Raw genomic sequence first — 24,060 nt, forward strand, 5'->3', positions numbered from 1 at the left:
TGGTAGTATAGACCATTTTATATTACCTGAAGAAGATTTTACGTACAATAAAAAGACACTAAAATTCTAAGGTGAAAGAATGTCTCATTTCTGGGGAAGATATAAAAATTGCATGGCAGCTGTTACACCGGCATTACTAGCGTATAAAATTGATTCAAAAATCAAAAAATGACCGAAACAGCCTTTTTAATTACGGCACAAAAAAAGACTGTCACATTTTCCACTGAGAGAAAATATAACAATCCAGATAATCAAATAAGCTATTATTTCAACAGAAGCCCAACACTGTAGTGAATAATCATGGTAATAATACCCACAATAATGTTTCGAATAATGGCTGTTTTTACTAAACCATTACCCAGTTTCGCACTCATAAACCCAGTAAGGCCAACTGAGAAACAGACCGCTAAAATGGTGACTGGCCATTGAATCGAAACTGGAGATAAGGTCATTGCAAGCAGCGGGAAAACACCACCGGCAGACGCTGAGAATAATGAAGAAAAAGCAGCGTACCAAGGATTCATATAGTGGTTCAGCTTTAAATCATACTTAACGTTAACCACTGTTTCCAACGGCTTTTTAGCCATTAGTTCATTAGCAATCTTAGTCGCCGTCGCTTCAGTTACACCACGATCAGTATAGTGGTTGATCACCGCTTCAAGTTCAGCTTGATAATCAGTTTTCAACAACCGGCTTTCCGTTCTAACAACTGATTCTTCAGTATCCTTTTGCGTGCTGACTGACGCGTATTCACCAGATGCCATTGAAAAGGCACAAGCTAACAGATCAGACAGACCCGCGATAAAAATCGTAAACTGGTTAGGTGTCGCAACCGCCACACTAAACAGCACACCAACAACGGTTAGGATCCCATCATTGGAACCTAAGACACCCGCACGTAAAGTGTTTAACTTCTCTTCCATCGTTTGGGTGGACTTTTTCTTTTTTGGTTTGATAGCTATCTCACTCATTTAGAGTCCCCCTATACATGACCAATTAAAGTACCGATAGCGTACGTCACAAGCATCGTTAATACACCCGACACAACATTTCTGAAAACACCGTTACCACGCTTAGCGTTCCCTAGGGTGGCTGCGCTAAAACCAGTAATGGCCAAAGCAATTACCACCGCCACAAAAGTACCAAAAACTCTGATTGATGTGGGTAACATTGTAATCGCCAATAGTGGTAGAATGGAGCCAATAGGAAACGAAATCATCGAGGCAATTGCTGCCGCGTATGGACTCGTATATTCACCAACATCGAATCCGTAACGTTCCCGGACAGTTGTGACCAACGAATCCTGATCCATCATTTCGTTAGTAGCCTGTTCTGCTAACTGCGGATCGATACCTTCATTAACGTACTTTTGCTTGACGAAGTTAAATTCATCATCATAACTGTTAGCTAGTGCGTCTTTTTGGTTCATGATTGCTCGCCGCTGCGCATCCTTTTGTGTGTTCACGGAGACGTATTCACCCATCGCCATGGATACCGTACCGGCCAGCATTCCTGAAATACCAGAAATAAAGATAGCAAAGTTGTTGGTCGTGGCACCAGCGACACCAATAACGATACCGGCAACCGATAAGATACCATCATTGGCACCCATAACGGAGGCACGCATAATGTTGATCCGTTGTGCAAGAGTTTGCTTCTTTTTCATAGAATTAACCTTCTCTCTACTTTAGAATTATTCTTATCTACAAACACCATTCTAGACTTTCTTTAGGCAAATGTAAAATACTTTTGCGTTTTTTTTCGAATACATTGACATAAAGCGGCGGTATATATGGAAGATAAAATAGTAAATTTTCGTCAATTATACATAATCACTCGTGATGCGCTTCTAGTTGCGCCCCTTTCTGATGCACAACGTTCCGCATTTGAAACACACTTAAACGAACTTAAACAAATTTCTTTAGATGGCTTGGCCAAAAAGATTGGTCAGGCTTATTTAGATTTGGTGAGTGCAAATCTGACCTATTCCTCGCAGCAACTCATTTTCGTCTTAAATTTAAATCATGATCACTCAACTATTCCGTTACCAATTTCGATTAATCAACTTCACTCCTGGAGAAAAACTCATGCACCAGAGTACTTGCTTTTTACACGGAATCCCTTTCTATACAACGGCTTATCAATCGATGAAGTCGCTGCGTCGGCACTTTTGTAATATTCCCTTAACATTTCAATCGAGATATCAGCTAAAGCATTGCTTTTTTTGAAACCTGAAAAGAGCGGTGCTTTTTAATGCTATTTCACTAACTCTCCACGTTTATACTCAAAATTCATCACTTCAATATCCTCATTTTTTAATTTCTTTATTAATAAGCTGTAACATATTTGTTACGTGGCGCTTTCATATTTCTGCATATTACATGAATGTTACAACATTTCAAAAACATGACTCATTTCGAATTTAATGTAGTGAATCTGTTACTGAAATGCAGATTTAGCATGTTATAGTAATACTCGTGGTAAGGATAAATAATACTTATCTTATAGTTTAATTAATTTAATCCCTATGCTTAACGGCATGATATCGAAAGGTTGGTCATACATTTTATGTTACCAAAATCATTAGTTTCACGTAGTTTAGTCATGTTCGGTACTTTAATCGGTCTCGGTTTTGCTACTATCTCTGCTTCCGCTAAACAATACACTGTTAAATCAGGCGACAGCCTTTGGGGCATCGCTCAGGATAACAACACCACTACTAAGGCGATTGTTAATGCTAACTCACTCAGTTCTGCCAGCGCTGTTATTTTACCAAATCAAAAGTTAACTATTCCTACTGGTGCCAAGGCTGATAAGAGCCCAAGAATCAAGCCATTAACGGATAATACTTCAAGCAACAATACAAACAGCAATAAATCAAAACAATCAACAACTAAGACTGCTACTAGTAAAACGGCTACTAGCGGGTGGACAACCATGGTTGCAACGGCGTACGATCCAGAAGTTGCTGCTGGTGGTCAAGGGACCTCGATTCCAACTGGTACTGGTGTAGCTGCTGCTTTAAGCCGCTACCCAAAGGGTACTCAACTTGAAATCAAGTTCCAAGATGGTCATACAGAAAACCGAGTTGTTAATGATACTGGTACTTTTGCTTACAGCAATCCCAACCAGCTAGACATCTCCATGACTAACTCAGAAGCAATGCAATTTGGTCGTCAATCGATTCAAGTTCGTGTTGTTGGCTAAACCCAATTAAATTCAAATAATAACGGACTTTCCTTTTTAGGGAAGTCCGTTTTTTGGTACTCGTGTAAAGCCACAGTCACGTCAGCAGCGTCTTGAGTTGTTCCTGTGCTACAATGGGGAAAATAATATCTGGAGGTACTTAAAATGGGAAAATATATCGTACATTCAACCTTAAGGCCAGCTGGTGAGCAGGTTATGAACCAAACCGGCGGTCATACTTACTTAGCTGACGAGCCGTTAGTGGCCAAAGGGACCGATGCCGCACCTAATCCCGTTCAATACTTATTAGGCGCTGTTGGCAGCTGTATGAGTGTTACGGCACGTGAAATTGAAAACTCGCGAGAACATTTAACCGTTAAGAAGTTTAAAGTCGACGTTTCTGGTGAAACAACGACCTTTGATGACGGCACCTCCAAAGTGACTCACATTGGTATTAAAGTCACTGCAGAAACCAACCTGACACCCGCAGATCACCAAGCTTTCTTAAACGAAGTGGTTAAAAAGTGCACCGTTCACGAATCTCTGGTGGGCGCCATACCGATGGATATTTCATTTGAATCATAAGCAAACAAAGGCAGCATAGTGAGTAGTCAACGACTTCTCACTATGCTGCTTTATCCTTCTTATCTAAAGTGCCATTCTTAAAGTTTCCAACACGCCATTGTGGTTATTATCAAACTGAGTGACGTGGGCAGCTGAGTGGCGAATCTTATTCGCCGCATTTTTCATAGCAAAACTATGCGGTGTCATGGTCAGCATGCTCAAGTCATTTTCGTTATCGCCGAAAGTCATCAACTCATCATCAGCAATTTGGTAATGGTCTTGCAAAATTCGAATGCCAGAACGTTTAGTGGCATTAGCTGAGCCCACCAAGTCCGTGTTAAACCCAGAAGTCTCATTCGTTAACTTAGCAGGTAATGCCTTGGCTAGCTTGGCTGAAGCACGGTCAAAATTGATTCCAGGCGTGAAGCTAATAGCCAGTTTAGTAAACTGGTCCTTCACCTTTTTGCCCGCGATGGTAGCCAGATTATCAACGCCAATCACCGGCCGATAATAATACTTCACAATTTTCAAAACTTCAGGATCCATATCGCGATTGACATAGGTCCCGTGAAGACCGGAAACAACTTCCTGATTGATCAAGCCCGGTTCAAACGTTTTCCGTAGCAACTGAATCACACCGTGAACTTCTTCATCGCTGATTGCTTCAATATGCTGGAGCTGATTGCCGCTGTGCACGATTGCGCCATTTTGTGAGATGTAGTCCATCTGATCGGCAACCTCGGCAAACTCGTGCCGCAATCGCTGATACTGAGACCCGCTGGCAGCAACGAAATGAATATGACGCGCCTTCATCTGCTTAAACAGCGATAAAAATAGTGCCTTATCATACTGGCGCTTGTCGTTTAAAAAAGTGCCATCCATATCAACTGCTACCATCTTGATCATTCGATTACCCCACTTCTGATATTCTTCATACTACTCATGATACCGGAAAATAAGGTCCTCTGCATTTAAAATTCACAATCCTACCAATTTTTTAAACTCTGTCATTCTACAATGTCATCAGGTACCACGTATCGCAGGCTCCGTGTTCTGATTGTGAAAGTGGCCGATCCAACTGCTTAAACCCGACCTTGGTATACAGCTGATTGGCTGCTTTCATTGATGCAAAAGTTTCCAAGTAAAGCGATTGATAATGCGCTTTCGCATACGAGAAACAGGCTGGCAGCAGCTGGGCTGCCGCACCGTGATGCCGATAATTGGGGTCAACGTATAGTTTCTGCAATTCAGCAATTCCCTGCTCTGGTGCGATTGGTCCGACACCGCAACCGCCAACCACTCGGTCGCTATCTGATACCGCCACAAAATACTTAGCAGCTGGCGTCTGCTGATACCATTCACTTAAGTGGTCAACGAACGGGTCAAAATAAGCTGTCCCTGGTAAATTCAGATGCAGTTGTTCCAGAGATGTCCTGAGGATCTTGGCCATCTGAGAATCGTCTGCTGGTTTAATTTCTCTAATTTTCATATGTAGATCATCTTCCTTAATATGTTTGTCTGATATTATACCAGATTAGAGGAAGATGAGAAAATCTAGGCGGTTACTTGCCACTTCTGTTTATCCAGTGCCATTTGCCAAAATGCTAGTTCATAGGCACTGCTGCGGATAAATGACGTTTTCATTTTATTTTTAATCGTGTTATCCGATTGATTGGCAACTTGATTCGTTAACGCAATCATCTGATCCACGCTGTCAGTGTAGTCATCACTATCATAGGTTTCGATCCAGCGCTGATACAGTTTCACTGGTGAACCCTTTGCTACTAGGTGCTGACCGATTTGATTATAGAGCCAGTAACACGGTAGCAATCCTGCAATCGCCTGCTGCGGTGTCCCCCGATAAAGTTCCGCGTACATATGGTTAACGTAGTTATAGGCCGTTGGTGCAATTGGTGTGCTGGCAACCTCATCCGGCGTGATTCCTAACTGTTCAAAGAACCCCTCACGAACGGCAATCTCGCCGTCTTTTAGCCCTTGAGCACCCGCCAATAAGAACTGCTTACCGTGGTCATCATCGACCTGATCAGCCACCAGTTCATGCAATTTGCCAAATTCGCTGAGGTAGTAGCGATCCTGTATCAAGTAGTAACGAAAAACGTCCTTAGGCAATGTGCCAGCCTGCAATTCATGAATAAAAGGATGCTCAAAACTCTTCTGCCAAAATGGTGCCGCTGCTTGATGAATCTGATCTGTAAACAATAAAAAAACCTCCTCGAGCGACGAAAACTGCTGAATCGAAAAAGCCGGCCAGAGAAACCCTGGCCGGCAGTTTAATCGCAAGATACACGTTAACTTTCCTTCGCGAGGGTTAGCTCACAGGTTCAAAGGGTTCGGTACAATGACCGTCTCAGCAATTTGCGCCCCTAGTTAATATAGTTTGAGTATAGCATGTTTCTCATTAAAAAAGTGGAAATCCCTTTTTAAATGCAATGACTCATGTTACTATTAATTAAACTTTTCAAATTATTTCTTTAATGTTCTTTTAATAATTACTGACAAGCTGAAACTTTCATGAAAACGACAGACTATCTTCCCAGATTTCAGTCTGACTTCCCTGATGTAACTTGTTTTCATAAAAAATTCAGCCAATCAGACCTTCCTAAAGGTTAATTCAAATGTTTTTTCGAATTAATCATCAAATGAAAACTATTTCTCATTTTCGCTTGATGCCCTGAAATTTTCATCAAAACGATGATTTTGGATTTTAATAATCAAGAAAGCCTAGTTTGACTTGCTTTCAACCAAACCATTTTTGCTGAAAATCTCAATGAAATTGTCCGATATATCAACTATACCATTCAGAATCTCTGAGTTGACATATCTTACCAGTTACCTTATATTTCATAGGCATAGGAGCGTGATTAACTTGCAAAATAGTAACCTAGACCAAAAATCAATTAACGCACTGCGCTTTTTAAGCGTCGATATGATTGAAAAGGCCAATTCTGGCCATCCTGGATTACCCCTTGGTGCAGCACCAATGGCGTACACTCTATGGACTAAACATCTAAACATTAACCCGACTGATCAGCACTGGATCAATCGCGACCGGTTTATTCTATCTGCCGGTCACGGTTCTTCTTTACTGTACAGTCTGTTACACCTTTCAGGCTTTAACCTGACGATTGATGACTTAAAGCAGTTCCGGCAGCTTAACAGTAAAACACCTGGCCACCCAGAATATGGTGTGACTGATGGTGTTGAAGCCACTACCGGACCTTTAGGCCAAGGTTTGGGTATGGCTGTGGGCATGGCGATGGCTGAAAGCCACCTGGCCGCACAGTACAACAAGCCCGGCTTTAAAATTATGGATCACTACACCTACGCTTTAGCTGGCGATGGTGACCTTATGGAAGGTATTTCTCATGAATCTGCTAGTCTGGCTGGCCACCTTAAGTTAGGTAAGCTGATCGTTTTATACGACGACAACAGCGTCTCACTTGACGGTCCCACTGATATGGCATTTACTGACGATACCCCGAAGCGCTTTGAAGCTTATAACTGGCAAGTCCTGCACGTTGCAGATGGCAATAATCCTGCTGAAATCAATGCAGCGATTGAGGCGGCTAAACAAAATACTCATCAACCAACCCTGATCGACGTGAAAACGGTGATTGGCTTTGGCGCACCCAACGCTGGTACTAATGGCGTTCATGGTAAGCCCCTGGGTGAGGAGAATATGACAGCCACCCGGAAAAAGCTGGGCTGGGATTACGTCTCATTTGACATTCCAGACGACGTTCGCCAAAACTTCGAGGCCACAGTTAAACAGCGCGGAATCGCTGCTGAAGAACAGTGGCAGACACTATTTGATCATTATCTAGATCAGTATCCTGAACTAGCATCCCAACTACTGCAGAGCTTCAAACCCGTCTCATTGGATCCGAAACTTCCCGTTAGCCACGTTGGTGAATCAGAGTCAGGCCGGAATACCAGTCAGCGAATCATTACCGCTATTTCAGAACAGTTACCAAGTTTCTGGGGTGGGAGTGCTGACCTATTCTCTTCAAATAAAACAAATGTTAAAACTGCAGAAGCCTACGAACCTGACGATCAGCTTGGTAAAAACGTTTGGTTTGGCGTTCGTGAATTCGCTGAAGCTGCAGCGGTAAATGGAATGACGCTGCATGGCGGCATTCATGCTTACGCCAGCACCTTCTTCGTTTTCTCAGACTACATGCGGGCTGCCATTCGGTTGGCCGCCATTCAGAAGATTCCGTCAACTTTTGTGTTCACTCACGATTCGATTGCCGTTGGTGAAGATGGCCCGACTCATGAACCCATTGAACAGTTGATGAGTTTTCGTGCCATGCCAAACGTCAACGTGATTCGGCCTGCAGATATCAATGAAGCAATTGCCGCTTGGCAAGTTGCCCTTGCTGCAACTGAAACCCCAACCATGCTGGTGCTCACTCGGCAAAATTTGCCAACACTGCCGCAAACGGACGTGTTAGCCAACCAAGGTGTAAAACGTGGCGGGTACGTTCTCTCGCCAGCTAAGGGAACAACTCCTGAAGGCATCTTAATTGCCACTGGTTCTGAAGTTCAGCTGGCTTTATCAGCCCAAGAGCAGCTTCGTGATGCAGGGCGTGATGTTTCGGTTGTTTCATTGCCATCGTTCGAATTATTCGATGCCCAGCCCGCTGAATACCGTGAACAAGTACTGCCAAGCCATGTCACTCGTAGAGTTGCCATTGAAATGGGAACATCCTATGGCTGGGAACACTACGTTGGCCTGCAGGGCAAAACAGTCGGCATTAACAACCGTTTCGGTGAATCTGGCAACCCAGCCGCAATCATGAACCAGTTCGGCTTTACCGCTGATAACGTGGCAGCGACTTATTTAAAAGCGTTCAGCGAAAAAACTGCCAAAGCTTAATTTATTGAGGAGAATACAATGACGAAATTAACTTTTAAAACTAAAATTTACTCTGATGGTGCCGACCTTGAAGATATGAAGGCCATTAATGAAAATGACTTTGTGACTGGTTTTACCACTAATCCTAGTTTGTTAAAGAAAGCTGGCGTAACGGATTACCTGACATTTGCTAAAGAAGCAGTTGCCACCTTCCCCGATGAAGCCATTTCATTTGAAGTATTCAGCAACGACTATGACACCATGCTTAAAGAAGCCAAAATGCTGCACGACCTCGGGCCGCACGTTTACGTCAAAATACCGATTCGGACCACTGCGGGCGAACCAACAACGAACTTGATCCATGATTTAACCGCTGACGGCGTCAAAGTCAACGTCACCGCCATCGCTACCGTTGAACAAGTTAAGGAAAGTGTTGATGCTATCGTACCTGGTACACCAAGTATCGTCTCCATCTTCGTTGGCCGAGTAGCCGATGCCGGTATCGATCCAATTCCGTTTGTTAAGCAAAGCGTCGCGTTAACCAAGGACCGCGACGATGTTGAACTGCTCTGGGCAAGTACCCGGGAAGTTTACAGCATCATGCAGGCTGAACAATACGGCGTTGATATCATCACCGTACCGCCGACCATTATTGATAAATTAGTTGCGAAGGCCGGTCAAACTGGTGATGACATTACCATGAATACCGTTAAGGGATTCGCGGCTGATATTAAAGCAACTGGTCTGAAGATTCTAGGTTAGCCGATCAAACACTATGTATAAAGTAAGCAGTCCGCCTGTCAGTCAGTACCAGATCGATAAGCGGACTGTTTTATTTTCCCTACAATGATGTCACTTGCTTGTAGATTATTCGAATTTGTCTATAATTATTTTTGCCAAGCCGGCCATTTATTCATTCTCGAACTTGTTGGGAGTCGGGAATCATGATTTTAGGAGGGGTTCAGTGATGACTCAAACAGTTGTTGTAACTTGGTGGGCAGCACTAATTGGGCTAGCCTTAGCCATTATCTTGATCTTAAAGAAGTTAAATGCCGTTTACTCTCTATTACTAGGTGCTATCATTGGCTGTCTAATCGGTGGTGCCAATTTGTTGCAGACCGTTAATATTCTCATCGCGGGTTCTCAAAGTGTCATGGGAACCATTTTAAGGGTTCTGGCAGCTGGGATGCTGGCTGGGGTTATGATGGAATCAGGTTCCGCGGAAACCCTTGCCCGGACAATCGTTACCAAGTTAGGTGACCGGCTGGCTATTTTCGCGTTAGCGCTGGCGACCATGGTTATCACGGCCGTGGGGGTCTTTATTCCGGTAGCCGTTTTGATCGTCTCGCCGATCGCGCTGGAAGCCGGCAAAAAGATGCACATCTCAAAATTAGCGCTGCTGGTTGCCCTTTCTGGAGGTGGTAAAGCCGGAAACATTATCTCGCCAAATCCAAATACGATTGCGGCCGCCAAGGGGTTCGGCGTTGAACTGAGTCAGGTCATGATTGCCGATTTTGTTCCGGCATTGTTTGGACTGGCCATGACCGTATTATTAGCCAGTTTACTGAAGAATAAGGGCTCTCAGGTATTGGATGAAGACTTAGCCAACCTCATGGCTACTACCCCTGAGAAGAAAGATTTGCCTAGTTTAGGCAGTTCATTAGTTACTCCGGTAGTCGCTATTGTACTGTTACTGGTCAATCCAATCGGTTCAATGCTGCATATTAAAATACTGACAACCCTGAATCTAGACGCCCTGTACGTCCTGCCGATTGCGGCAATCATTGGCGCGCTTGCCATGAAACAGGGCTCCAAGCTGCGTTCCTATGCCGCTTCAGGAATGACTCGAATGACCGATGTAGTTCTCATTTTGATTGGTGCCGGTGCCATTGGTGGCTTAATTACCAATTCTAGTTTACCTGAAGAAGTCATTGCCCTCATCAAAGTGTCGCACCTTTCCGGTACACTGCTGGCGCCAATTTCCGGTATTTTAATGGCCGCAGCTGCCGCTTCAACTTCCACTGGGGTTATTCTGGCAACCGGGTCATTCGGTAAATCCATTTTGGGCTTCGGCGTCGCACCTTTAGCAGCCGCGGCCATGGTTCATACGGGTGGTGTCGTGATCGATCATTTGCCTCACGGTAACTATTTCCACGTGACTGCCAACGCCATGCAAATGGATATTTCAGAACGTTCTAAGGCAATCGTCTACGAGTCAATGGTTGGGTTAACCACTGCTATCGTTGCCACGATCATGTTTGGTTACATGCATCTATAGGAGGAAATTAAGATGAAATTTGTACTTGCACCCGATTCTTTCAAGGGTGGAATGACCGCTAAAGAAGCTGCTGATGCCATGCATGCCGGACTGAAAAAGATTTTCCCGGAGGCCGTTTTTGAAAAGGTTCCCATGGCTGATGGCGGTGAAGGTACCGTTCAGTCACTAGTTGACGCAACCGAAGGCCGCATCATTGAAAAACAGGTGACGGGTCCCCTAAACACACCAGTTCAAGCAAAATACGGTATCTTGGGTGACCAGGAAACCGCCGTGATTGAAATGGCCTCCGCTAGTGGCATTCAATTTGTTGACGATCAGACGCACAATCCCCTGATTACCACCACTTACGGTACCGGTGAACTGATGCTTGACGCCATGGCTCAAGGAATTAAACAAATCATTTTGGGTATCGGCGGCAGCGCCACTAATGATGGCGGTGCTGGAATGGCCCAGGCTTTGGGAGTGAAATTGTTCGATCAAAACGATCAGGAACTAACCTTTGGCGGCGGTCAACTTGGGCAATTAAACCGGATCGATACGTCAGACGTTAATCCTGCTGTAGCGGAAACCAAGATTATTATTGCTTCAGACGTCACCAATCCACTAGTTGGTCCCGACGGTGCATCCGCCGTTTTCGGTCCCCAAAAAGGGGCGACTCCCGACATGGTCAAAACCTTAGACGCTAACCTGCGGCACTACGCTGACATCATTAAGCGTGACCTGCAGCTTGACCTAGCCGATCGCGCTGGTGCAGGTGCCGCCGGTGGACTGGGTGCCGGACTACTGGCTTTCACCAACTCTGAAATGCAAAAGGGAATCGACATTGTCGTTGAATATTCCCACTTAAAACAACGGGCAAAAGGTGCTGACTTTGTCTTTACTGGTGAAGGCGGCATCGACTTTCAAACCAAATTCGGTAAAACACCGTATGGCGTTGCTCAGGCAACCAAGTCGGTTGTACCAGACGCACCGGTGATCGTACTGGCCGGTAACGTTGGCAAAGGTGTTGATAGTTTGTACGATAAAACCGCTATCGATGCGATTTTCCCAATCGTTCCCGGTGTCACCACGTTGGAGCAGGCCATTGCTGACGGTCCCAAGAACTTGGCTCTTTTAGCTGAAAACGTCGGCCGGTTGATCAATAGTATTAATTAGTAATGATTTAAAATCAGTCAAAACTCCCCTAAGTACCTTTACTTAAGGGAGTTTTTTGATTTCTGAATTTCATACCATCTAGCAATCGGTTGTGGTATTCTATACTAATGGTAACTATTATCATTTAACTGAGGGGGTAACCTGATTAACATGTTAAAGCGCTACATTCGATCACTCAGCACTTTACTAACACTGGCGTTCATCGCTGTTTTGTTAGTGGGCTGCACGTCAAGAACTACTACATCGCATGATTCCCATCGGATCAACGTAGTGGCGTCACTGGATTTCTACGGTGAAACTGCAAAAGCCGTACTGGGCGATAAGGGAACGGTTACCTCAATCATCGATAAACCAAGTATGGAACCGCATGAATTTGAGCCAACAACTAAAACTGCAAAACAAGTCAGCAACGCTAATATAATCATTTATAATGGGCTGGGCTACGATACCTGGATGAAGCGGCTGTCCGCTGATAATACGGGTACCACTAAAATCAACGTGGCTCAAGGTATCATGAATCGTCGTGACGGTGATAACGAACATATCTGGTACAGCATGAAAACCATGCCCAAATTAGCAAACGAGCTGGCTGATCAATTTGCTAAACGCCAGCCCGAAAATAAGGCTTACTTTAAACGTAACGCAAAACACTATATTCAGTCGTTAAAACCGTTGGATCAGAAAGTTACCCAGCTTCGCCGCAACAGCCACCATGCTCGAGTAAACGTCAGTGAACCGGTTTTTGATTATTCGTTAGCCGAAATGGGTTATCGTCAAAACAACAATCATTACGCGCAAGCTGTTCAAAACGATACCGATCCTTCACCGAAAGATATCAAACAAATGCAAGCTGACATCCGTCACCATAAGATTGCCTTTTTTGTTGTCAATACCCAAGAAATCAGCAAAATGACAACTAATTTGCTGACCCTTGCTAAAAACAGCGGGGTTCCAATCGTTCGGGTGACTGAATCGCAGCCTTCTGGAACCACTTATAAAACCTGGATGATGCGTCAGTTCGATGAGGTCCAGCATACGCAAAAATCCCACAATCGTTAGATACTTTATCTAACAATTATGGGACTCCTGCTGGAAGTGACTGTGTTTTAATTTTTTTGTTGCTGAACTAAAAACATTTCCACTAACTGTCCTTTACTAACCTCTTGACCACCAATGTTTTTTGGGGTGCATCATGCGATAGGCCATCTTTTCCTCACGCCGTTTCGCCCTAATTTCTGCATCACGTTTATCAGCCATCTTTCGCTTAGTTTCCGGATCAACATATTCACTAATGAGAATCTTAGGGTTATGTTTTACTCCTTGACGTTCAAGCTCCTTAAAGATTTTCAAAAATGATTTTTGACGGTACTTAAAGCCGTCAATCATGACAGAATAAAATGCTAAGTTACCATTACTAGCAAAATTTTCCTTTAAGATGTCAGTTTTTTCCTCTTGATCGCTAACAATACTTTTAGCAAGAATACCAATTTGCATTGAAGCATTGTTAGGCGTCATCTCGATTTTCAAAACATCAGACCACGGAACAATGATTCTTCTGCTCTTTGTGTTGTCGGTTATACCCATATCATTAATCACATAGTCGGGATGATCCAAATGACCATCATGAAAAGTTTTATAGACTAAGTATAAAGACATTACCGCAAAGAAAAGTGAGAAAATTTTAAAGATCAAATAGGTGTGAATGAATATCACTGTGAAAAAGCATACCCCAAAGAACATAAAGACAATAGACGTCGTATATGTTCGTATTTTATCCGGATATACCTCAAAGTTATCTTCCAATGTAAAAACCTCACTCGCTAATTGACTAAAAAAGCCTGGAAAAGTTCCAGGCTTTTAAAATACAACAATGACATAAACTTTTTTAGTCGTTAACCGAGATTGTACTCAACCTTTTTCGATTCAGGAACCTGCTGGAAAAAGACGTCGATTCCGCTGTCGTGGATTTCTTTTAATAACCCTTTTTCATCCTCAGAAATATTAACACCAGGAATAATTTGTTCAGTGTTAGGCTTCTTTGAAATTCCACCAACGTTCAATGCTTTCAGTTCCAATCCTGCATCAAGAGCTTCTTTAACTTCCTTGACGTACTTGAATACAATTACGACCTTGGCATCACCAAATTGATCCTTTTTCCACTGATCAGCAACTTCTTTAGCAGAATAAACTTCAATATCCAATCCACCAGTTGAATTAGTGCTGACGTAAATATCTTTCATAAAATCATCAGCAGCTGTTGCATTATCGACAACATAAACTGAATTAGTACCCTTTCCTTTGGTCCACTTTTGCATGACTTGACCATGAATCAAACGGTCATCGACACGTGCTAAATTAATTGTTCCCATAGCCGAAACCTCCATTATGCTTTAGTTTTTATCTAACTTTAACTATACTCGTATTATTTACCTTTGTGTTGTAAAAAGTTCTTATCAATCATTTTTATGCCATCTTTGGCAACGTTGATGGAATCATTAATCAACTTTTCGGTATTTTCTTCGGAGCTAGTAAAATTAAGTAAGTTTATCAGCAACGGTAAGCTTAAGCCAGTAATAATCTTTAAGTCGCGGTATCTTGCTAACGTTGAAAGAGAAACGTTCGAAGGACTACCACCTAGTAGATCAACCAGAACTATGGTTTCATCATATATTTTTGCATTTTTATCTAGAACTTCATATGCCTGATCACGCAGCGAATCAACTGATTCCCCCGGATGCAAACCTAAAGCAGTTACATTTTCTAGAGGTCCCATCAAAAGTTCTGCACTTTTAACAGTTTCAATGCCCATGTCACCATGTGTGATTACTAAAAATGCTCGTTTCATATCTAAATTCCCTTCCGAATAATGCAGCGTCTAAATAATGTAGAAGATACTCAATACAATCAGTGCACCAGTCAGATATAACAGTGCTCGAGTAATCTTAAGCCCTTGACGTTGGAAGTACCAGTACACAAGAAGCACTGCTACTAATGGTAGCAATCCAGGAAGAATCTCGTTTAGAATTGAATTCAAGTTAAAGACTTTTCCGCTAATTGAGAACTTTAAATAGCTCCTAATCGTGATGTACTGTCCGGCTAAGATACCCATCATATACAGACCAAGAATCCCTAATCCATCAATGATACCGGCCATACGACCACCAGTCATGATTTCCTTCGCAGCTGAACGACCTAGTGAATAACCCATCTTTGTGAAGTAATAACCATAAGTGAAGGTTGCAATAGCAAAACATAAGAATGGTAACAAAGCACCTAAAAAGTTACCTTGCTTAGCAAATGGTAAGAACATTGCAATAAAAATGTACTGAATCGTACCAGAGTCAATAGAATCACCTATTCCGGCTAAAGGACCCATTAAACCAACTTTAGTGTTGTTGATCATATCTTCAGAAATAGGTTCTTGGCCATTTGCTAATGCCTTGGCACGTGCTTCTTCAAGTGAAATAGTGACACCAGTTAAGGTACCGCCACCCCAAGTAGCTTGTGTGTTAAAAAATAGTAAGTGACGTTGAAAGGCTTTAGCCAGTTCATCTTTATCTTTATATAGTTTTTGTAGTGTCGGAATTAAACCGAAACAAAATGACGGTGCTAACATACGGTCAAAAGTATGCGGAATTTCATTAGCCCACCACCAGCCAAACCATGATTTCATCAAATCTTTGTTGGTAATTGGATCTGGTTGAGGAATCCGATGGTCAGTAGTTTCTCCAGTTTCACTTTGTATTTCATCTTTTTTTGATGCTGCTGTTGGATTATCACTCATTTTTATATCCTCCTTTGTCAATTATTTACCTTTGCATTTTTTTGAGAAAGTGATACGTAGATAATGGCAATGATGACACCGAAGATAGCGTAAATTGTCATATTAATCTTCAAAGCGGCAAAAGCCACGCTCATGAAGTAGGCTAAGAAGAAGAACGGCAAAAGACGTTGTTTACCAATAACCTGCATAATAATTGCAATACCAAGAGCTGCCAGTCCACCACCGACTGAATTAAGCACATGAATAACTGTCCCATGAGCAAAATTGGTGATAACCATTGAAATTACTGGTGCACCAAAGTAAAGAGCAATAAAAATCAGCGGAATAAACAGCACGAACGAAATAAGTGCTGGGATACCAATAATTGAAAAACGCAAACCATGTGCGTTTCCTTCCCTAGCATACTTATCCATTGGTTTAAGTGCGAATGTGTTTAGGAAGAAACGGAATTGATATAGGTAACTACCTAACAGAGCAACTGGAACCGCAATGGCAATGGCTGCATGAGGACTCATATGTCCTATCAGTGCAACTGGAACCGCAATAGCGGCACCAATAGCTGGTTCAGCCGGAAGAGCACCACCCGGAGCGACAAATCCCATATAGACTAACTGAATAGCGGCGGTAACAATCATAGCTTGTTTAATGTCACCCATGATAAAACCAACCATCATACCAGTCATTAATGGACTAAAGCGCATCATCAAAGTTGCAAAACCAAGAATACGCGACTCAACTAACGCAACCCAAATAGCAATCAGTAACGCTTGCCATATTGACAAAGTAACCTGCATTACAAATACCTCCCCTTATTTATAAACGTGCTAAACAATAATTGCTCAAACAAAATTAGCACTGACATAAAAATCACTTGTGCCTAATTTCATTATATATGATTGCGCTTTCATTACAAGGTTGAATATTAAAAAAAATTCATCTATGATAAAGCAGTAGTTATAGGAGGAATATTTATGACAACACAAACAGTTTATATCGTACGTCATGGGCAAACTCTACTAAATAGATTTAATCGAATGCAGGGCTGGTGTGATTCTGATTTAACAAAGCAGGGACGTTTAGATGCACTTTCGGCCGGTAAAAAGCTGAAAGGACTACACTTTAACTATGTTTATTCATCTGATTTAAAACGAGCAATTGACACTAGAGATATAATTTTATCTGAACAGGTACAACCAACCGAGAACATTATTGTAGAACCACTTTTTAGAGAAGTTTTTTTCGGCTACTTTGAAGGTCTTGATGCCGATGAAACCTGGGCTAAGGTTGGCGCCCCTCACGGTTTCAAAACCCAAGAGGAAATTTTAAAGACCAAGGGGTTTATAGGAGTACGTCAGTATATGAATGACCTTGATCCTGAGCACCTCGCGGAAACTAACGAACAAGTTCTTGCCCGCTGGAAGCAAGGATTCGATACAATTAGGAATACATGTTCGGATAACTCTAGTGTTCTTTTGGTAACACACGGTACTTTTATCCGAACCCTTGCAGATAGTCAAGGTGTAAACACTATTGGTAATTATCCCGCAAATGGAAGTATCTCTACTGTAAAACTGACTGATGATAATACAACTTTAATTTCTTATAATAAAACTAGTTTATAAAATAAGATTATTAGTCAGTAAAGGGTGAATCGATGTGAATTCTGAATTATTAGAGACCTTTTTAAAAATAGTTGAATACAAACAAATTTCGCAAGCGGCTGAAGCTCTTTACATCACTCAAGCTGCTGTCAGTAATCGACTCAACCGTCTGGAAAGTGAACTTGGCGTTACATTAATCCATCGGGTAAAGGGTCAATCTACAGTAAGTCTGACAGCCTATGGGAAGAAGCTAATCCCCCTGGCGCAGCAACTCGTGCAATTGACTAAGGAAACAAGTAATTTAAAGGAACTAGCCAACTATCAGTTAGTTTCAGTTATGATTCAACCAGATATCAATCATACGATTCTCTCCCAAATCTTACCGTTATTATTAGAAGAAGACCCACTTCTTCGCTACTCAATTAAGACCAGTAGTAGTAGGAATATTTACGATTCAGTGGCCAATGGTACAACCGACGTTGGTTTTACTTTTATTCAGTCATCTCGATATCAAACGGACATTCGAAAAATTGGTGAAGATCCGTTAGTATTAATTGCTTCAGCTAAAAGTAGTTATCCTGTTACTGTTAGTGCTGAAATGCTATCTGAGCATGACGAGATACTCATTCCTTACAATCGATCATATAAAGAATGGCATCTGATGTGCTGGAATAGTGAACTTGAGCCATTTATCCGACTCGATTCAAGTAGTGACGTTAATAATTACCTGATTAACAACAATACCTGGGCAATTATTCCTGAATCAATGTTAAATAAACTACTGAGGGAACATGCTGACATTCGGAAACTCCACTTAACAGAACAGCCTCCTACACTACCAATTTTTGCTGTTAAACATAAGAAAGCAAATCAGCATACATCTGAAATCGATCGCTTAATTTTGAAAGTTCGGTCTGAATTTTTTAAAATGCAGAATTAATCTATCCATCTAGATAAAACTGATTTTTTTGACTATTAAATTATTCAACTAATTATTGGAGCTTTTCAAAAACAAATGTAAACGAGCATCCGAAAAAAGCGTATCAAGATTATTTCCATAATCTTGATGCGCTTTTTATTGTCCACATTGATATAGATTATTTCAGAAATTTCTTAACCATTTTCTTTGTATCTTCATTGGTTAAAGAATCCTTCAGAACATTAGCAACCAACTTTGCACATTTCTTAGTATCAAGAGATTTCATAGAGCTACGAGTTCTTAATACTGAACTTGAACTCATCGAGTATTCATCAAGTCCCATACCCATAAGTAATGGTAACGCAATCTCGTCACCGGCCATCTCACCACACATGGCAGCAATTTTACCCTCTTTATGAGCGGAATCAATGACGTGCTTGATCAATTTCAACAAAGCTGGATTATAGGGTTGGTATAGATAGGAAACGGACTCGTTCCCGCGATCAGCAGCAAATGAGTATTGAATCAAATCATTAGTTCCAATACTGAAGAAATCGACTTCCTTAGCAAAGGCTTCAGCAAAAATGGCGGCAGCCGGAATTTCAATCATAATTCCTAATTTAATGTCATTACCTAGTCCTGGATCATCCGCTTGAAGCTTTTCTTTTTCTTCCATGAAAATAGCTTTTGCTTTTCTAAATTCATCAAGCGTGGCAATCATTGGGAACATAATTCTTAATTGACCAAATTTAGATGCCCGAATCAAAGCACGCAGTTGAGTTCGAAAAATTTCTTGCCGATCCAGTGAGATCCGGATGGCACGATATCCCAAGAATGGGTTCATTTCTTCGGGCAACGGTAAGTAGTTCAGTGGCTTATCACCACCGATATCCATGGTCCGGATAACCACTGGCTTGCCATTCATCGTCTCAACGACTTTCTTATAGGCATTAAACTGATCATCTTCCGTTGGTAAGCTGGTGCTATCCATGTACAGGAATTCGGTTCTAAACAAACCAACTGCGTCCGATCCCGCTTTTTGAACGTCATCCATATCAGCTGGAGTCCCAATATTAGAAGCAATCTCAAATTCCTTACCATCCGCAGAAACCGATGGTGCGTCAACTAACTTAGCCCACTCTTCACGTTGCTTTTCAAAATCCTGAGCCTGCTTTTCATAATCTTTGATTTCAGCTTCACTAGGATTGCTGATTGCTTCACCGTTGAGCCCGTCTAAAATAAGGGTCTCGCCATTTTTAATTTTTTGCGTTGCTTCGGCAGTCCCAACGACCGCTGGGATCTCCAAGGTTCGAGACATGATGGCTGAGTGACTGGTTCTTCCACCTAAGTCAGTAATCATACCTTTCACGTACTTCTTATTCATTTGAGAAGTGTCAGATGGCGTTACTTCATGGGCAACGATAATAACTGGAGTATCGACTGCAGCCAAATCAGGTAACTTTTTCCCAAGCAAATGACTAAGTACTCGTTTTGAAACGTCCTTTACGTCAGTTGCACGCTCCTGCATGTACTTGTTATCCTTCATAGCAGCTAACGTATTTGCAAAATCTGTTGTCACTTTGGTTAATGCTTGTTCTGCGTTTTCTTTCTTACTTGTAATTTGTTCGTTGATTTGTTTGATCATTTCTGGGTCAGACAAAATTGTAATGTGGGCATCAAAAATTGCTAAAGTATCATCGTCTAAACTGCCCTTAGCATTTTGTTGAATGGTCTTCAAATCATCAATAGATGCGTTCAGTGCTTCATGTAACCGAGCAATTTCTGCATCGACATCAGTAATTGTCGTCTTTTTAAAACTTAAATCAGGATCTACTAAAAGATACGCCTTTGCAATACCAATTCCATCACTAGCTGCGATTCCTTTTATCTTCATAGACAAATTAATTACCTCTATTCTGTAATAGTTTATTAATCGATACCTCATCCCTCAATACAGCGCTTTCATTAACGACTAAAAATATAACTATTGTTAATAGTATGCGGATTGGATAACGAAATTTTAAACACGGATCAATTACACTACACATTCAGTATATAAATTGATTGTTTCATTCACAAGTGCAATAATAGCAGTCGTTAGGGTGCAAGAATGGCACCCCTAATAAAAGTTTTTAACGGGGGAAAATATGATTCATTTTAGTAAATTAAAACATGGTGATTTGTTACTAAATACGTTAGCTGGTCCAAACAAATTTGTGCCTATATCAAGCTTAATGGAAAGCTTAAACCTATCTAGAAGAAGTATTTTTTATTTAATTAAGAAAGTTAACATTGAACTAGATGACAGCAATTATTTTGAAATCACCAACGTTAAGGGCCTAGGTTACCATCTACCTGCTGAAACAATTAACGAGTTGAATTCAGGCTCCAAGCCCATTAAATTTTCCGGCTTGTCACCTGATGAGCGCAAAAAAGTGATTACTTTTGAGCTAATTAATCGTCAATACTCGTCCCTTACATATTTAAAAACCTATTTAAGTGTATCCAAAAATACCATTATCAGGGATTTAACAAAGCTTACGCCAGAACTGAAACACCAAAATTTACAAATTATAAACACGAATATTGGAAAAAAAGTAACTGGCTCTGAGGTTACAAAACGTCGCTGGGTTTACGAGCATGCCGATGAATTAATAACAATATTCAAATCAAATTCAGAACTTAGTCTGAATCCAAACGTCTCTCAGCAGTTAAAATTACTTGAACATATTACGGGGAATCAGTTAACTGATGATGCAAAGGAAATGTTTAAATACTTCATCACTTGGTACTTAAACAGGATCAAATCTCCCACTTACCAATTAAAAGACTCGGCTAAAGCTTTCAATTACTCACTGGTTTTCACTTGGTCAAATAGTTTTTTGCAGGACAACCACGTAAAGAATTCATCAGAGGCCGCATATCTCGCAAAGATTATCAATTCTCGGCCATTTTCAACTGTTAACTGGAATAATCCATTAATTAAGTCACTGCGCCCAGTTGCTCTGCAAATGATACAACGTTTTAGTGCATTTTTAGGTTATTCAATTGATCCTCAAAAGAATGGTCTTCTCAACAATCTAACAATTCATTTACTATCCACCTACTACCGAGTTAAGTTCGATATTCAATATATTCACCCTAATCTCAACCAAATCAAGGAAACCTATCAGGCAACCTTCAATTTGACTAAGCAAGCTGTTAAACCATTCGAACACTTTGTATCAAAAAGAATCTCAGATGATGAAACTGCCTTAATCGCACTATATTTTGGTGGCGTATTACGTAATACAGCCACACAAACTAATAACATTAAGGAAGTCTTTGTAGTCTGCTCAAGCGGAATTGGGACTTCACATCTTTTACTTTCTCAATTACGTACACTTTATCCTAATGTAAATTTCATCGGTCCAATGAGCGTCATTGACTACGAAAATAACTCGGTTAATCAAACTAAATTAATTATTAGTACGATTCGATTGCATCAACGTGAAAGCATTCCAGTGGTGACCGTTTCAGCGTTTCCTTCGGTATCTGAATGGCATAAAATTCAAGACTCGTTGGTCAGTACTGGTATCATACCTACTAGTAACCAAGCGCAAATCAACGTTGAAGCCTTACTAGATATTATCAGCACCTATTCAAAAATTATTAACCTTCCGGCTTTAAAACAGACGTTGCGTGAATACCTTTCTAATCAAAGTGCTGTCGTTAGGCCAGCCTCTGCACTCACCAATACATCTCAACAACTATATTGGAATGAACAGGACATCCAATATATTCAAAAACCATTACAATGGCAACAGGCAATACAAACATCACTGCAGCCACTTCTAATCCAAAATAAAATTGAATTCGGTTATATCCAAAAAATTATTCAATTGATCAAGCTCAATGGACCATACATGGTTATCGGTAACGGCATTATGTTGGCGCATGCTTCTCCTCGAGATGGTGTCAAAGATACTGGAGCCTGCGTCAGTTTATTAAAGCACCCTGTTAAGATTAAACAATCAACCAAACCGGTTAAATTAATTATTGGTTTGGCTTCCATTGACAGCCAAAAGCACCTTAAATTCCTGCAATTATTGACTAATTATCTTCAAAACACGACCTGGCTAAAACAGGTTTACGAATCAACTAATGAAAATGAACTGATTCAACGAATAAATAAAATACCATTTTGAAGCTATGAAGTACAGCAAAAAATATCAAGCTTGAATAATAATATGCCTAATACGACATTTTTTCCCACAAAATTTCCCCTCTATATTAAATAGGTAAAGTTCGTTAAACTTTCTAGTCTACAAATACTTTTTTCGGCTATAATTAATGCTCCTCCTGCTAATGCAGTTTCTACTGACACTGTATAAACTAACTGCTTTCGTAAAGGCAATGTTCAACACCAGTTGAATAACTAAAATTTCTGAGGTCCATTACAGTGTTTTTTGACATCGGTTTGATTGTCAAATGAGAGCTTTTTTAACTCGTTGCACATAGTAGATAAGTAAGAAATACTGCCCACTTTTAACTATTTCAAATGCTACTTGGCAACTGAAATGCCCGTGCCATTAGTTACTCTTTTTGCAAGCCTGTCAATTGTAATTCAGCCGTTATGAATGTATGATAAACAGGTAACTTTACATATGGATTGAAAGGAGTATTACACGATCATGACTTCAGATGACATTAAGACCTCATTAACCACTGCCCTTAACGAATATTTTGACCAAGTGACGCTGCCGGACAACGGCTTGTTTGTCCTTGGCTTTAGTTCTAGCGAGGTAATGGGTTCATGGATGGGGCAAAACTCCAATCAAGAAATCGGCGATACTGTGATTAACACGCTACTGCCGATTTTAAAAGCACATCATCTTAACTTAGCTGTTCAAGGCTGTCAGCACATCAACCGGGCACTGTTACTTGAACGGGAAGTTGCCGACCGCCGCGGTTACGAAATTGTTTCCGTGGTCCCTCAGCTTCACGCAGGCGGCGCGGGGCAAGTGGCTGCTTATAAGGCCTTCAAGGATCCCGTTGAAGTTGAACGAATTGTGGCTGATGGCGGGATGGATATCGGTGATACCCAAATTGGCATGCACGTCCGCTGGGTTCAGATTCCCGTGAAAACGTCCGTTAAGGAAATTGGCGCTGCACATACCACCTTCCTAACGTCACGGCCAAAACTGATCGGTGGTCCACGGGCCATTTATGATATGCCAGCCGGTCAACGATAATTTTTAACAGTCTTCATGTAAAAAAGCTTAAAGCGGATGCCTGGCTCGACTCCTGTCAAGTGGACAGTCAAATAATTAAAAGTTTATGCGCAATTTTGAATGGCATGATTTCGGTATTTTTCCGGGGTCATGCCATTTAGTGTTTGTTGCAGACGTTCGTTGTTGTACCAATAAATATACTGGTTAATTAAGGTAATTAGTTCAGTCTTGGAGCTTGCCTTGTGGTATGCGAAAAACTCATCCTTCATATGGCTCCAAAATGACTCCATAGGACTATTATCACCAGGTGTACCGGCACGTGACATGCTGTGCTGAATGCCATTACCAGCCAATACCGTACTGTAAGCGCCACCTGTATAAGCAGAACCCTGATCACTATGCATTGTTTCCGGCTTAACGCCGTTAAGCTGGAGTAGGGCTAAATCAAGGGTATTCGTTACCAGTTCAGCTGTCTCGGTAT

The 24,060-nt window shown here is 41.4% G+C and carries 24 protein-coding genes and 1 riboswitch; of the genes, 12 read left to right on the top strand and 12 right to left on the bottom strand.

What is annotated here, in order from left to right:
• Window positions 1–263: 263 nt before the first annotated feature.
• Together JUE95_RS06910 and JUE95_RS06915 are read right to left on the bottom strand one after the other, a co-directional pair.
• The gene (locus JUE95_RS06910; RefSeq protein WP_203650201.1) at window positions 264–971 is read right to left on the bottom strand and encodes a VIT1/CCC1 transporter family protein; all 708 of its coding nucleotides are present in this window, start codon (window positions 969–971) and stop codon (window positions 264–266) included.
• 11 nt (window positions 972–982) lie between these two features.
• Window positions 983–1,666: a VIT1/CCC1 transporter family protein gene (locus tag JUE95_RS06915; protein ID WP_203650203.1), complete on the bottom strand. Its 684-nt coding sequence runs from the start codon at window positions 1,664–1,666 to the stop codon at window positions 983–985.
• 126 nt (window positions 1,667–1,792) lie between these two features.
• Here JUE95_RS06915 and JUE95_RS06920 point away from each other — a divergent pair, with 126 nt between their 5' ends.
• The 3 genes from JUE95_RS06920 to JUE95_RS06930 all read left to right on the top strand — a co-directional run bounded on the left by JUE95_RS06920 (window position 1,793) and on the right by JUE95_RS06930 (window position 3,771).
• Window positions 1,793–2,176: a hypothetical protein gene (locus JUE95_RS06920; protein ID WP_203650204.1), complete on the top strand. Its 384-nt coding sequence runs from the start codon at window positions 1,793–1,795 to the stop codon at window positions 2,174–2,176.
• 392 nt (window positions 2,177–2,568) lie between these two features.
• Window positions 2,569–3,207 carry a LysM peptidoglycan-binding domain-containing protein gene (locus JUE95_RS06925; protein WP_203650206.1) on the top strand — a complete coding sequence of 213 codons (639 nt, stop codon included), beginning with the start codon at window positions 2,569–2,571 and terminating at the stop codon, window positions 3,205–3,207.
• Window positions 3,208–3,351: 144 nt separating this feature from the next.
• Window positions 3,352–3,771, top strand: coding sequence for an OsmC family protein (locus JUE95_RS06930; RefSeq protein ID WP_203650208.1), 420 nt, complete (start codon window positions 3,352–3,354; stop codon window positions 3,769–3,771).
• A gap of 63 nt (window positions 3,772–3,834) precedes the next feature.
• Here JUE95_RS06930 and JUE95_RS06935 read toward each other — a convergent pair whose 3' ends face one another.
• From JUE95_RS06935 to tenA, 3 genes are all read right to left on the bottom strand, one after another.
• Window positions 3,835–4,656: an HAD-IIB family hydrolase gene (locus JUE95_RS06935; protein ID WP_203650210.1), complete on the bottom strand. Its 822-nt coding sequence runs from the start codon at window positions 4,654–4,656 to the stop codon at window positions 3,835–3,837.
• Between the two features lie 106 nt (window positions 4,657–4,762).
• Window positions 4,763–5,239 carry a GNAT family N-acetyltransferase gene (locus JUE95_RS06940; protein ID WP_203650212.1) on the bottom strand — a complete coding sequence of 159 codons (477 nt, stop codon included), beginning with the start codon at window positions 5,237–5,239 and terminating at the stop codon, window positions 4,763–4,765.
• A 65-nt stretch (window positions 5,240–5,304) separates the two neighbouring features.
• On the bottom strand, window positions 5,305–5,970 hold the full coding sequence (gene tenA, locus JUE95_RS06945) for a thiaminase II (protein ID WP_235995301.1): 666 nt from the start codon (window positions 5,968–5,970) through the stop codon (window positions 5,305–5,307).
• Between the two features lie 78 nt (window positions 5,971–6,048).
• A riboswitch (TPP riboswitch) is annotated at window positions 6,049–6,146 on the bottom strand.
• Window positions 6,147–6,637: 491 nt separating this feature from the next.
• Between tenA and tkt the strand changes: the two genes are divergently transcribed.
• The 5 genes from tkt (at window position 6,638) to JUE95_RS06970 (ending at window position 13,121) form a co-directional block, all read left to right on the top strand.
• Entirely contained in the window at window positions 6,638–8,650 is a 2,013-nt protein-coding gene (gene tkt, locus JUE95_RS06950; protein ID WP_268920912.1) for a transketolase, read from the top strand.
• Window positions 8,651–8,668: 18 nt separating this feature from the next.
• Complete coding sequence (locus tag JUE95_RS06955; protein ID WP_203650215.1) at window positions 8,669–9,391, top strand: transaldolase; 723 nt, start codon at window positions 8,669–8,671, stop codon at window positions 9,389–9,391.
• 205 nt (window positions 9,392–9,596) lie between these two features.
• Window positions 9,597–10,907, top strand: a complete 1,311-nt coding sequence (locus JUE95_RS06960; RefSeq protein WP_203650216.1) for a GntP family permease — start codon at window positions 9,597–9,599, stop codon at window positions 10,905–10,907.
• Window positions 10,908–10,919: 12 nt separating this feature from the next.
• Window positions 10,920–12,062: a glycerate kinase family protein gene (locus JUE95_RS06965; protein ID WP_203650217.1), complete on the top strand. Its 1,143-nt coding sequence runs from the start codon at window positions 10,920–10,922 to the stop codon at window positions 12,060–12,062.
• 150 nt (window positions 12,063–12,212) lie between these two features.
• Window positions 12,213–13,121, top strand: a complete 909-nt coding sequence (locus tag JUE95_RS06970; protein WP_203650218.1) for a metal ABC transporter solute-binding protein — start codon at window positions 12,213–12,215, stop codon at window positions 13,119–13,121.
• 96 nt (window positions 13,122–13,217) lie between these two features.
• Here the strand turns inward: JUE95_RS06970 and JUE95_RS06975 are convergent, their stop codons facing one another.
• From JUE95_RS06975 to JUE95_RS06995, 5 genes are all read right to left on the bottom strand, one after another.
• Window positions 13,218–13,865, bottom strand: a complete 648-nt coding sequence (locus JUE95_RS06975) for a hypothetical protein (protein ID WP_203650219.1) — start codon at window positions 13,863–13,865, stop codon at window positions 13,218–13,220.
• 89 nt (window positions 13,866–13,954) lie between these two features.
• On the bottom strand, window positions 13,955–14,431 hold the full coding sequence (locus tag JUE95_RS06980; protein WP_203650220.1) for a PTS sugar transporter subunit IIB: 477 nt from the start codon (window positions 14,429–14,431) through the stop codon (window positions 13,955–13,957).
• Window positions 14,432–14,484: 53 nt separating this feature from the next.
• Window positions 14,485–14,907, bottom strand: a complete 423-nt coding sequence (locus tag JUE95_RS06985) for a PTS sugar transporter subunit IIA (RefSeq protein ID WP_203650221.1) — start codon at window positions 14,905–14,907, stop codon at window positions 14,485–14,487.
• A gap of 30 nt (window positions 14,908–14,937) precedes the next feature.
• Window positions 14,938–15,846 (bottom strand): PTS system mannose/fructose/sorbose family transporter subunit IID, encoded by a 909-nt coding sequence (locus JUE95_RS06990; RefSeq protein ID WP_203650223.1) that lies wholly within the window; start codon window positions 15,844–15,846, stop codon window positions 14,938–14,940.
• A 17-nt stretch (window positions 15,847–15,863) separates the two neighbouring features.
• A complete protein-coding gene (locus JUE95_RS06995; RefSeq protein ID WP_203650225.1) occupies window positions 15,864–16,640 on the bottom strand; it encodes a PTS mannose/fructose/sorbose/N-acetylgalactosamine transporter subunit IIC in 777 nt (258 codons plus the stop codon).
• Between the two features lie 177 nt (window positions 16,641–16,817).
• Between JUE95_RS06995 and JUE95_RS07000 the strand changes: the two genes are divergently transcribed.
• Both JUE95_RS07000 and JUE95_RS07005 read left to right on the top strand, forming a co-directional pair.
• Window positions 16,818–17,468, top strand: a complete 651-nt coding sequence (locus JUE95_RS07000) for a histidine phosphatase family protein (protein WP_203650227.1) — start codon at window positions 16,818–16,820, stop codon at window positions 17,466–17,468.
• A 34-nt stretch (window positions 17,469–17,502) separates the two neighbouring features.
• On the top strand, window positions 17,503–18,387 hold the full coding sequence (locus tag JUE95_RS07005) for a LysR family transcriptional regulator (protein WP_203650229.1): 885 nt from the start codon (window positions 17,503–17,505) through the stop codon (window positions 18,385–18,387).
• 157 nt (window positions 18,388–18,544) lie between these two features.
• Here the strand turns inward: JUE95_RS07005 and ptsP are convergent, their stop codons facing one another.
• Window positions 18,545–20,266, bottom strand: coding sequence for a phosphoenolpyruvate--protein phosphotransferase (gene ptsP / locus JUE95_RS07010; RefSeq protein WP_203650231.1), 1,722 nt, complete (start codon window positions 20,264–20,266; stop codon window positions 18,545–18,547).
• 247 nt (window positions 20,267–20,513) lie between these two features.
• Between ptsP and JUE95_RS07015 the strand changes: the two genes are divergently transcribed.
• Entirely contained in the window at window positions 20,514–22,553 is a 2,040-nt protein-coding gene (locus tag JUE95_RS07015) for a BglG family transcription antiterminator (protein ID WP_203650233.1), read from the top strand.
• A 486-nt stretch (window positions 22,554–23,039) separates the two neighbouring features.
• Window positions 23,040–23,600 (top strand): TIGR01440 family protein, encoded by a 561-nt coding sequence (locus JUE95_RS07020; protein WP_203650235.1) that lies wholly within the window; start codon window positions 23,040–23,042, stop codon window positions 23,598–23,600.
• 83 nt (window positions 23,601–23,683) lie between these two features.
• Here the strand turns inward: JUE95_RS07020 and JUE95_RS07025 are convergent.
• Window positions 23,684–24,060: integrase core domain-containing protein (locus JUE95_RS07025; protein WP_203650237.1), on the bottom strand; the 377-nt coding region annotated here is incomplete at its 5' end.

Origin of the sequence: Secundilactobacillus yichangensis (assembly GCF_016861565.1) — a bacterium.
In the GTDB taxonomy this organism is placed as follows: domain Bacteria; phylum Bacillota; class Bacilli; order Lactobacillales; family Lactobacillaceae; genus Secundilactobacillus; species Secundilactobacillus yichangensis.

Coding starts and splice junctions, on each gene's coding strand:
- JUE95_RS06940 (WP_203650212.1), bottom strand. CDS start 5,239: ATGAAAATTAGAGAAATTAAACCAGCAGACGATTCTCAGATGGCCAAG.
- JUE95_RS06995 (WP_203650225.1), bottom strand. CDS start 16,640: ATGCAGGTTACTTTGTCAATATGGCAAGCGTTACTGATTGCTATTTGG.
- JUE95_RS07000 (WP_203650227.1), top strand. CDS start 16,818: ATGACAACACAAACAGTTTATATCGTACGTCATGGGCAAACTCTACTA.
- JUE95_RS06915 (WP_203650203.1), bottom strand. CDS start 1,666: ATGAAAAAGAAGCAAACTCTTGCACAACGGATCAACATTATGCGTGCC.
- JUE95_RS06980 (WP_203650220.1), bottom strand. CDS start 14,431: ATGGGAACAATTAATTTAGCACGTGTCGATGACCGTTTGATTCATGGT.
- JUE95_RS06925 (WP_203650206.1), top strand. CDS start 2,569: ATGTTACCAAAATCATTAGTTTCACGTAGTTTAGTCATGTTCGGTACT.
- JUE95_RS06965 (WP_203650217.1), top strand. CDS start 10,920: ATGAAATTTGTACTTGCACCCGATTCTTTCAAGGGTGGAATGACCGCT.
- JUE95_RS06960 (WP_203650216.1), top strand. CDS start 9,597: ATGACTCAAACAGTTGTTGTAACTTGGTGGGCAGCACTAATTGGGCTA.
- JUE95_RS06990 (WP_203650223.1), bottom strand. CDS start 15,846: ATGAGTGATAATCCAACAGCAGCATCAAAAAAAGATGAAATACAAAGT.
- JUE95_RS07015 (WP_203650233.1), top strand. CDS start 20,514: ATGATTCATTTTAGTAAATTAAAACATGGTGATTTGTTACTAAATACG.
- JUE95_RS07020 (WP_203650235.1), top strand. CDS start 23,040: ATGACTTCAGATGACATTAAGACCTCATTAACCACTGCCCTTAACGAA.
- JUE95_RS06930 (WP_203650208.1), top strand. CDS start 3,352: ATGGGAAAATATATCGTACATTCAACCTTAAGGCCAGCTGGTGAGCAG.
- JUE95_RS06910 (WP_203650201.1), bottom strand. CDS start 971: ATGAGTGAGATAGCTATCAAACCAAAAAAGAAAAAGTCCACCCAAACG.
- JUE95_RS06970 (WP_203650218.1), top strand. CDS start 12,213: ATGTTAAAGCGCTACATTCGATCACTCAGCACTTTACTAACACTGGCG.
- JUE95_RS06935 (WP_203650210.1), bottom strand. CDS start 4,656: ATGATCAAGATGGTAGCAGTTGATATGGATGGCACTTTTTTAAACGAC.
- JUE95_RS06955 (WP_203650215.1), top strand. CDS start 8,669: ATGACGAAATTAACTTTTAAAACTAAAATTTACTCTGATGGTGCCGAC.
- JUE95_RS06920 (WP_203650204.1), top strand. CDS start 1,793: ATGGAAGATAAAATAGTAAATTTTCGTCAATTATACATAATCACTCGT.
- JUE95_RS06985 (WP_203650221.1), bottom strand. CDS start 14,907: ATGAAACGAGCATTTTTAGTAATCACACATGGTGACATGGGCATTGAA.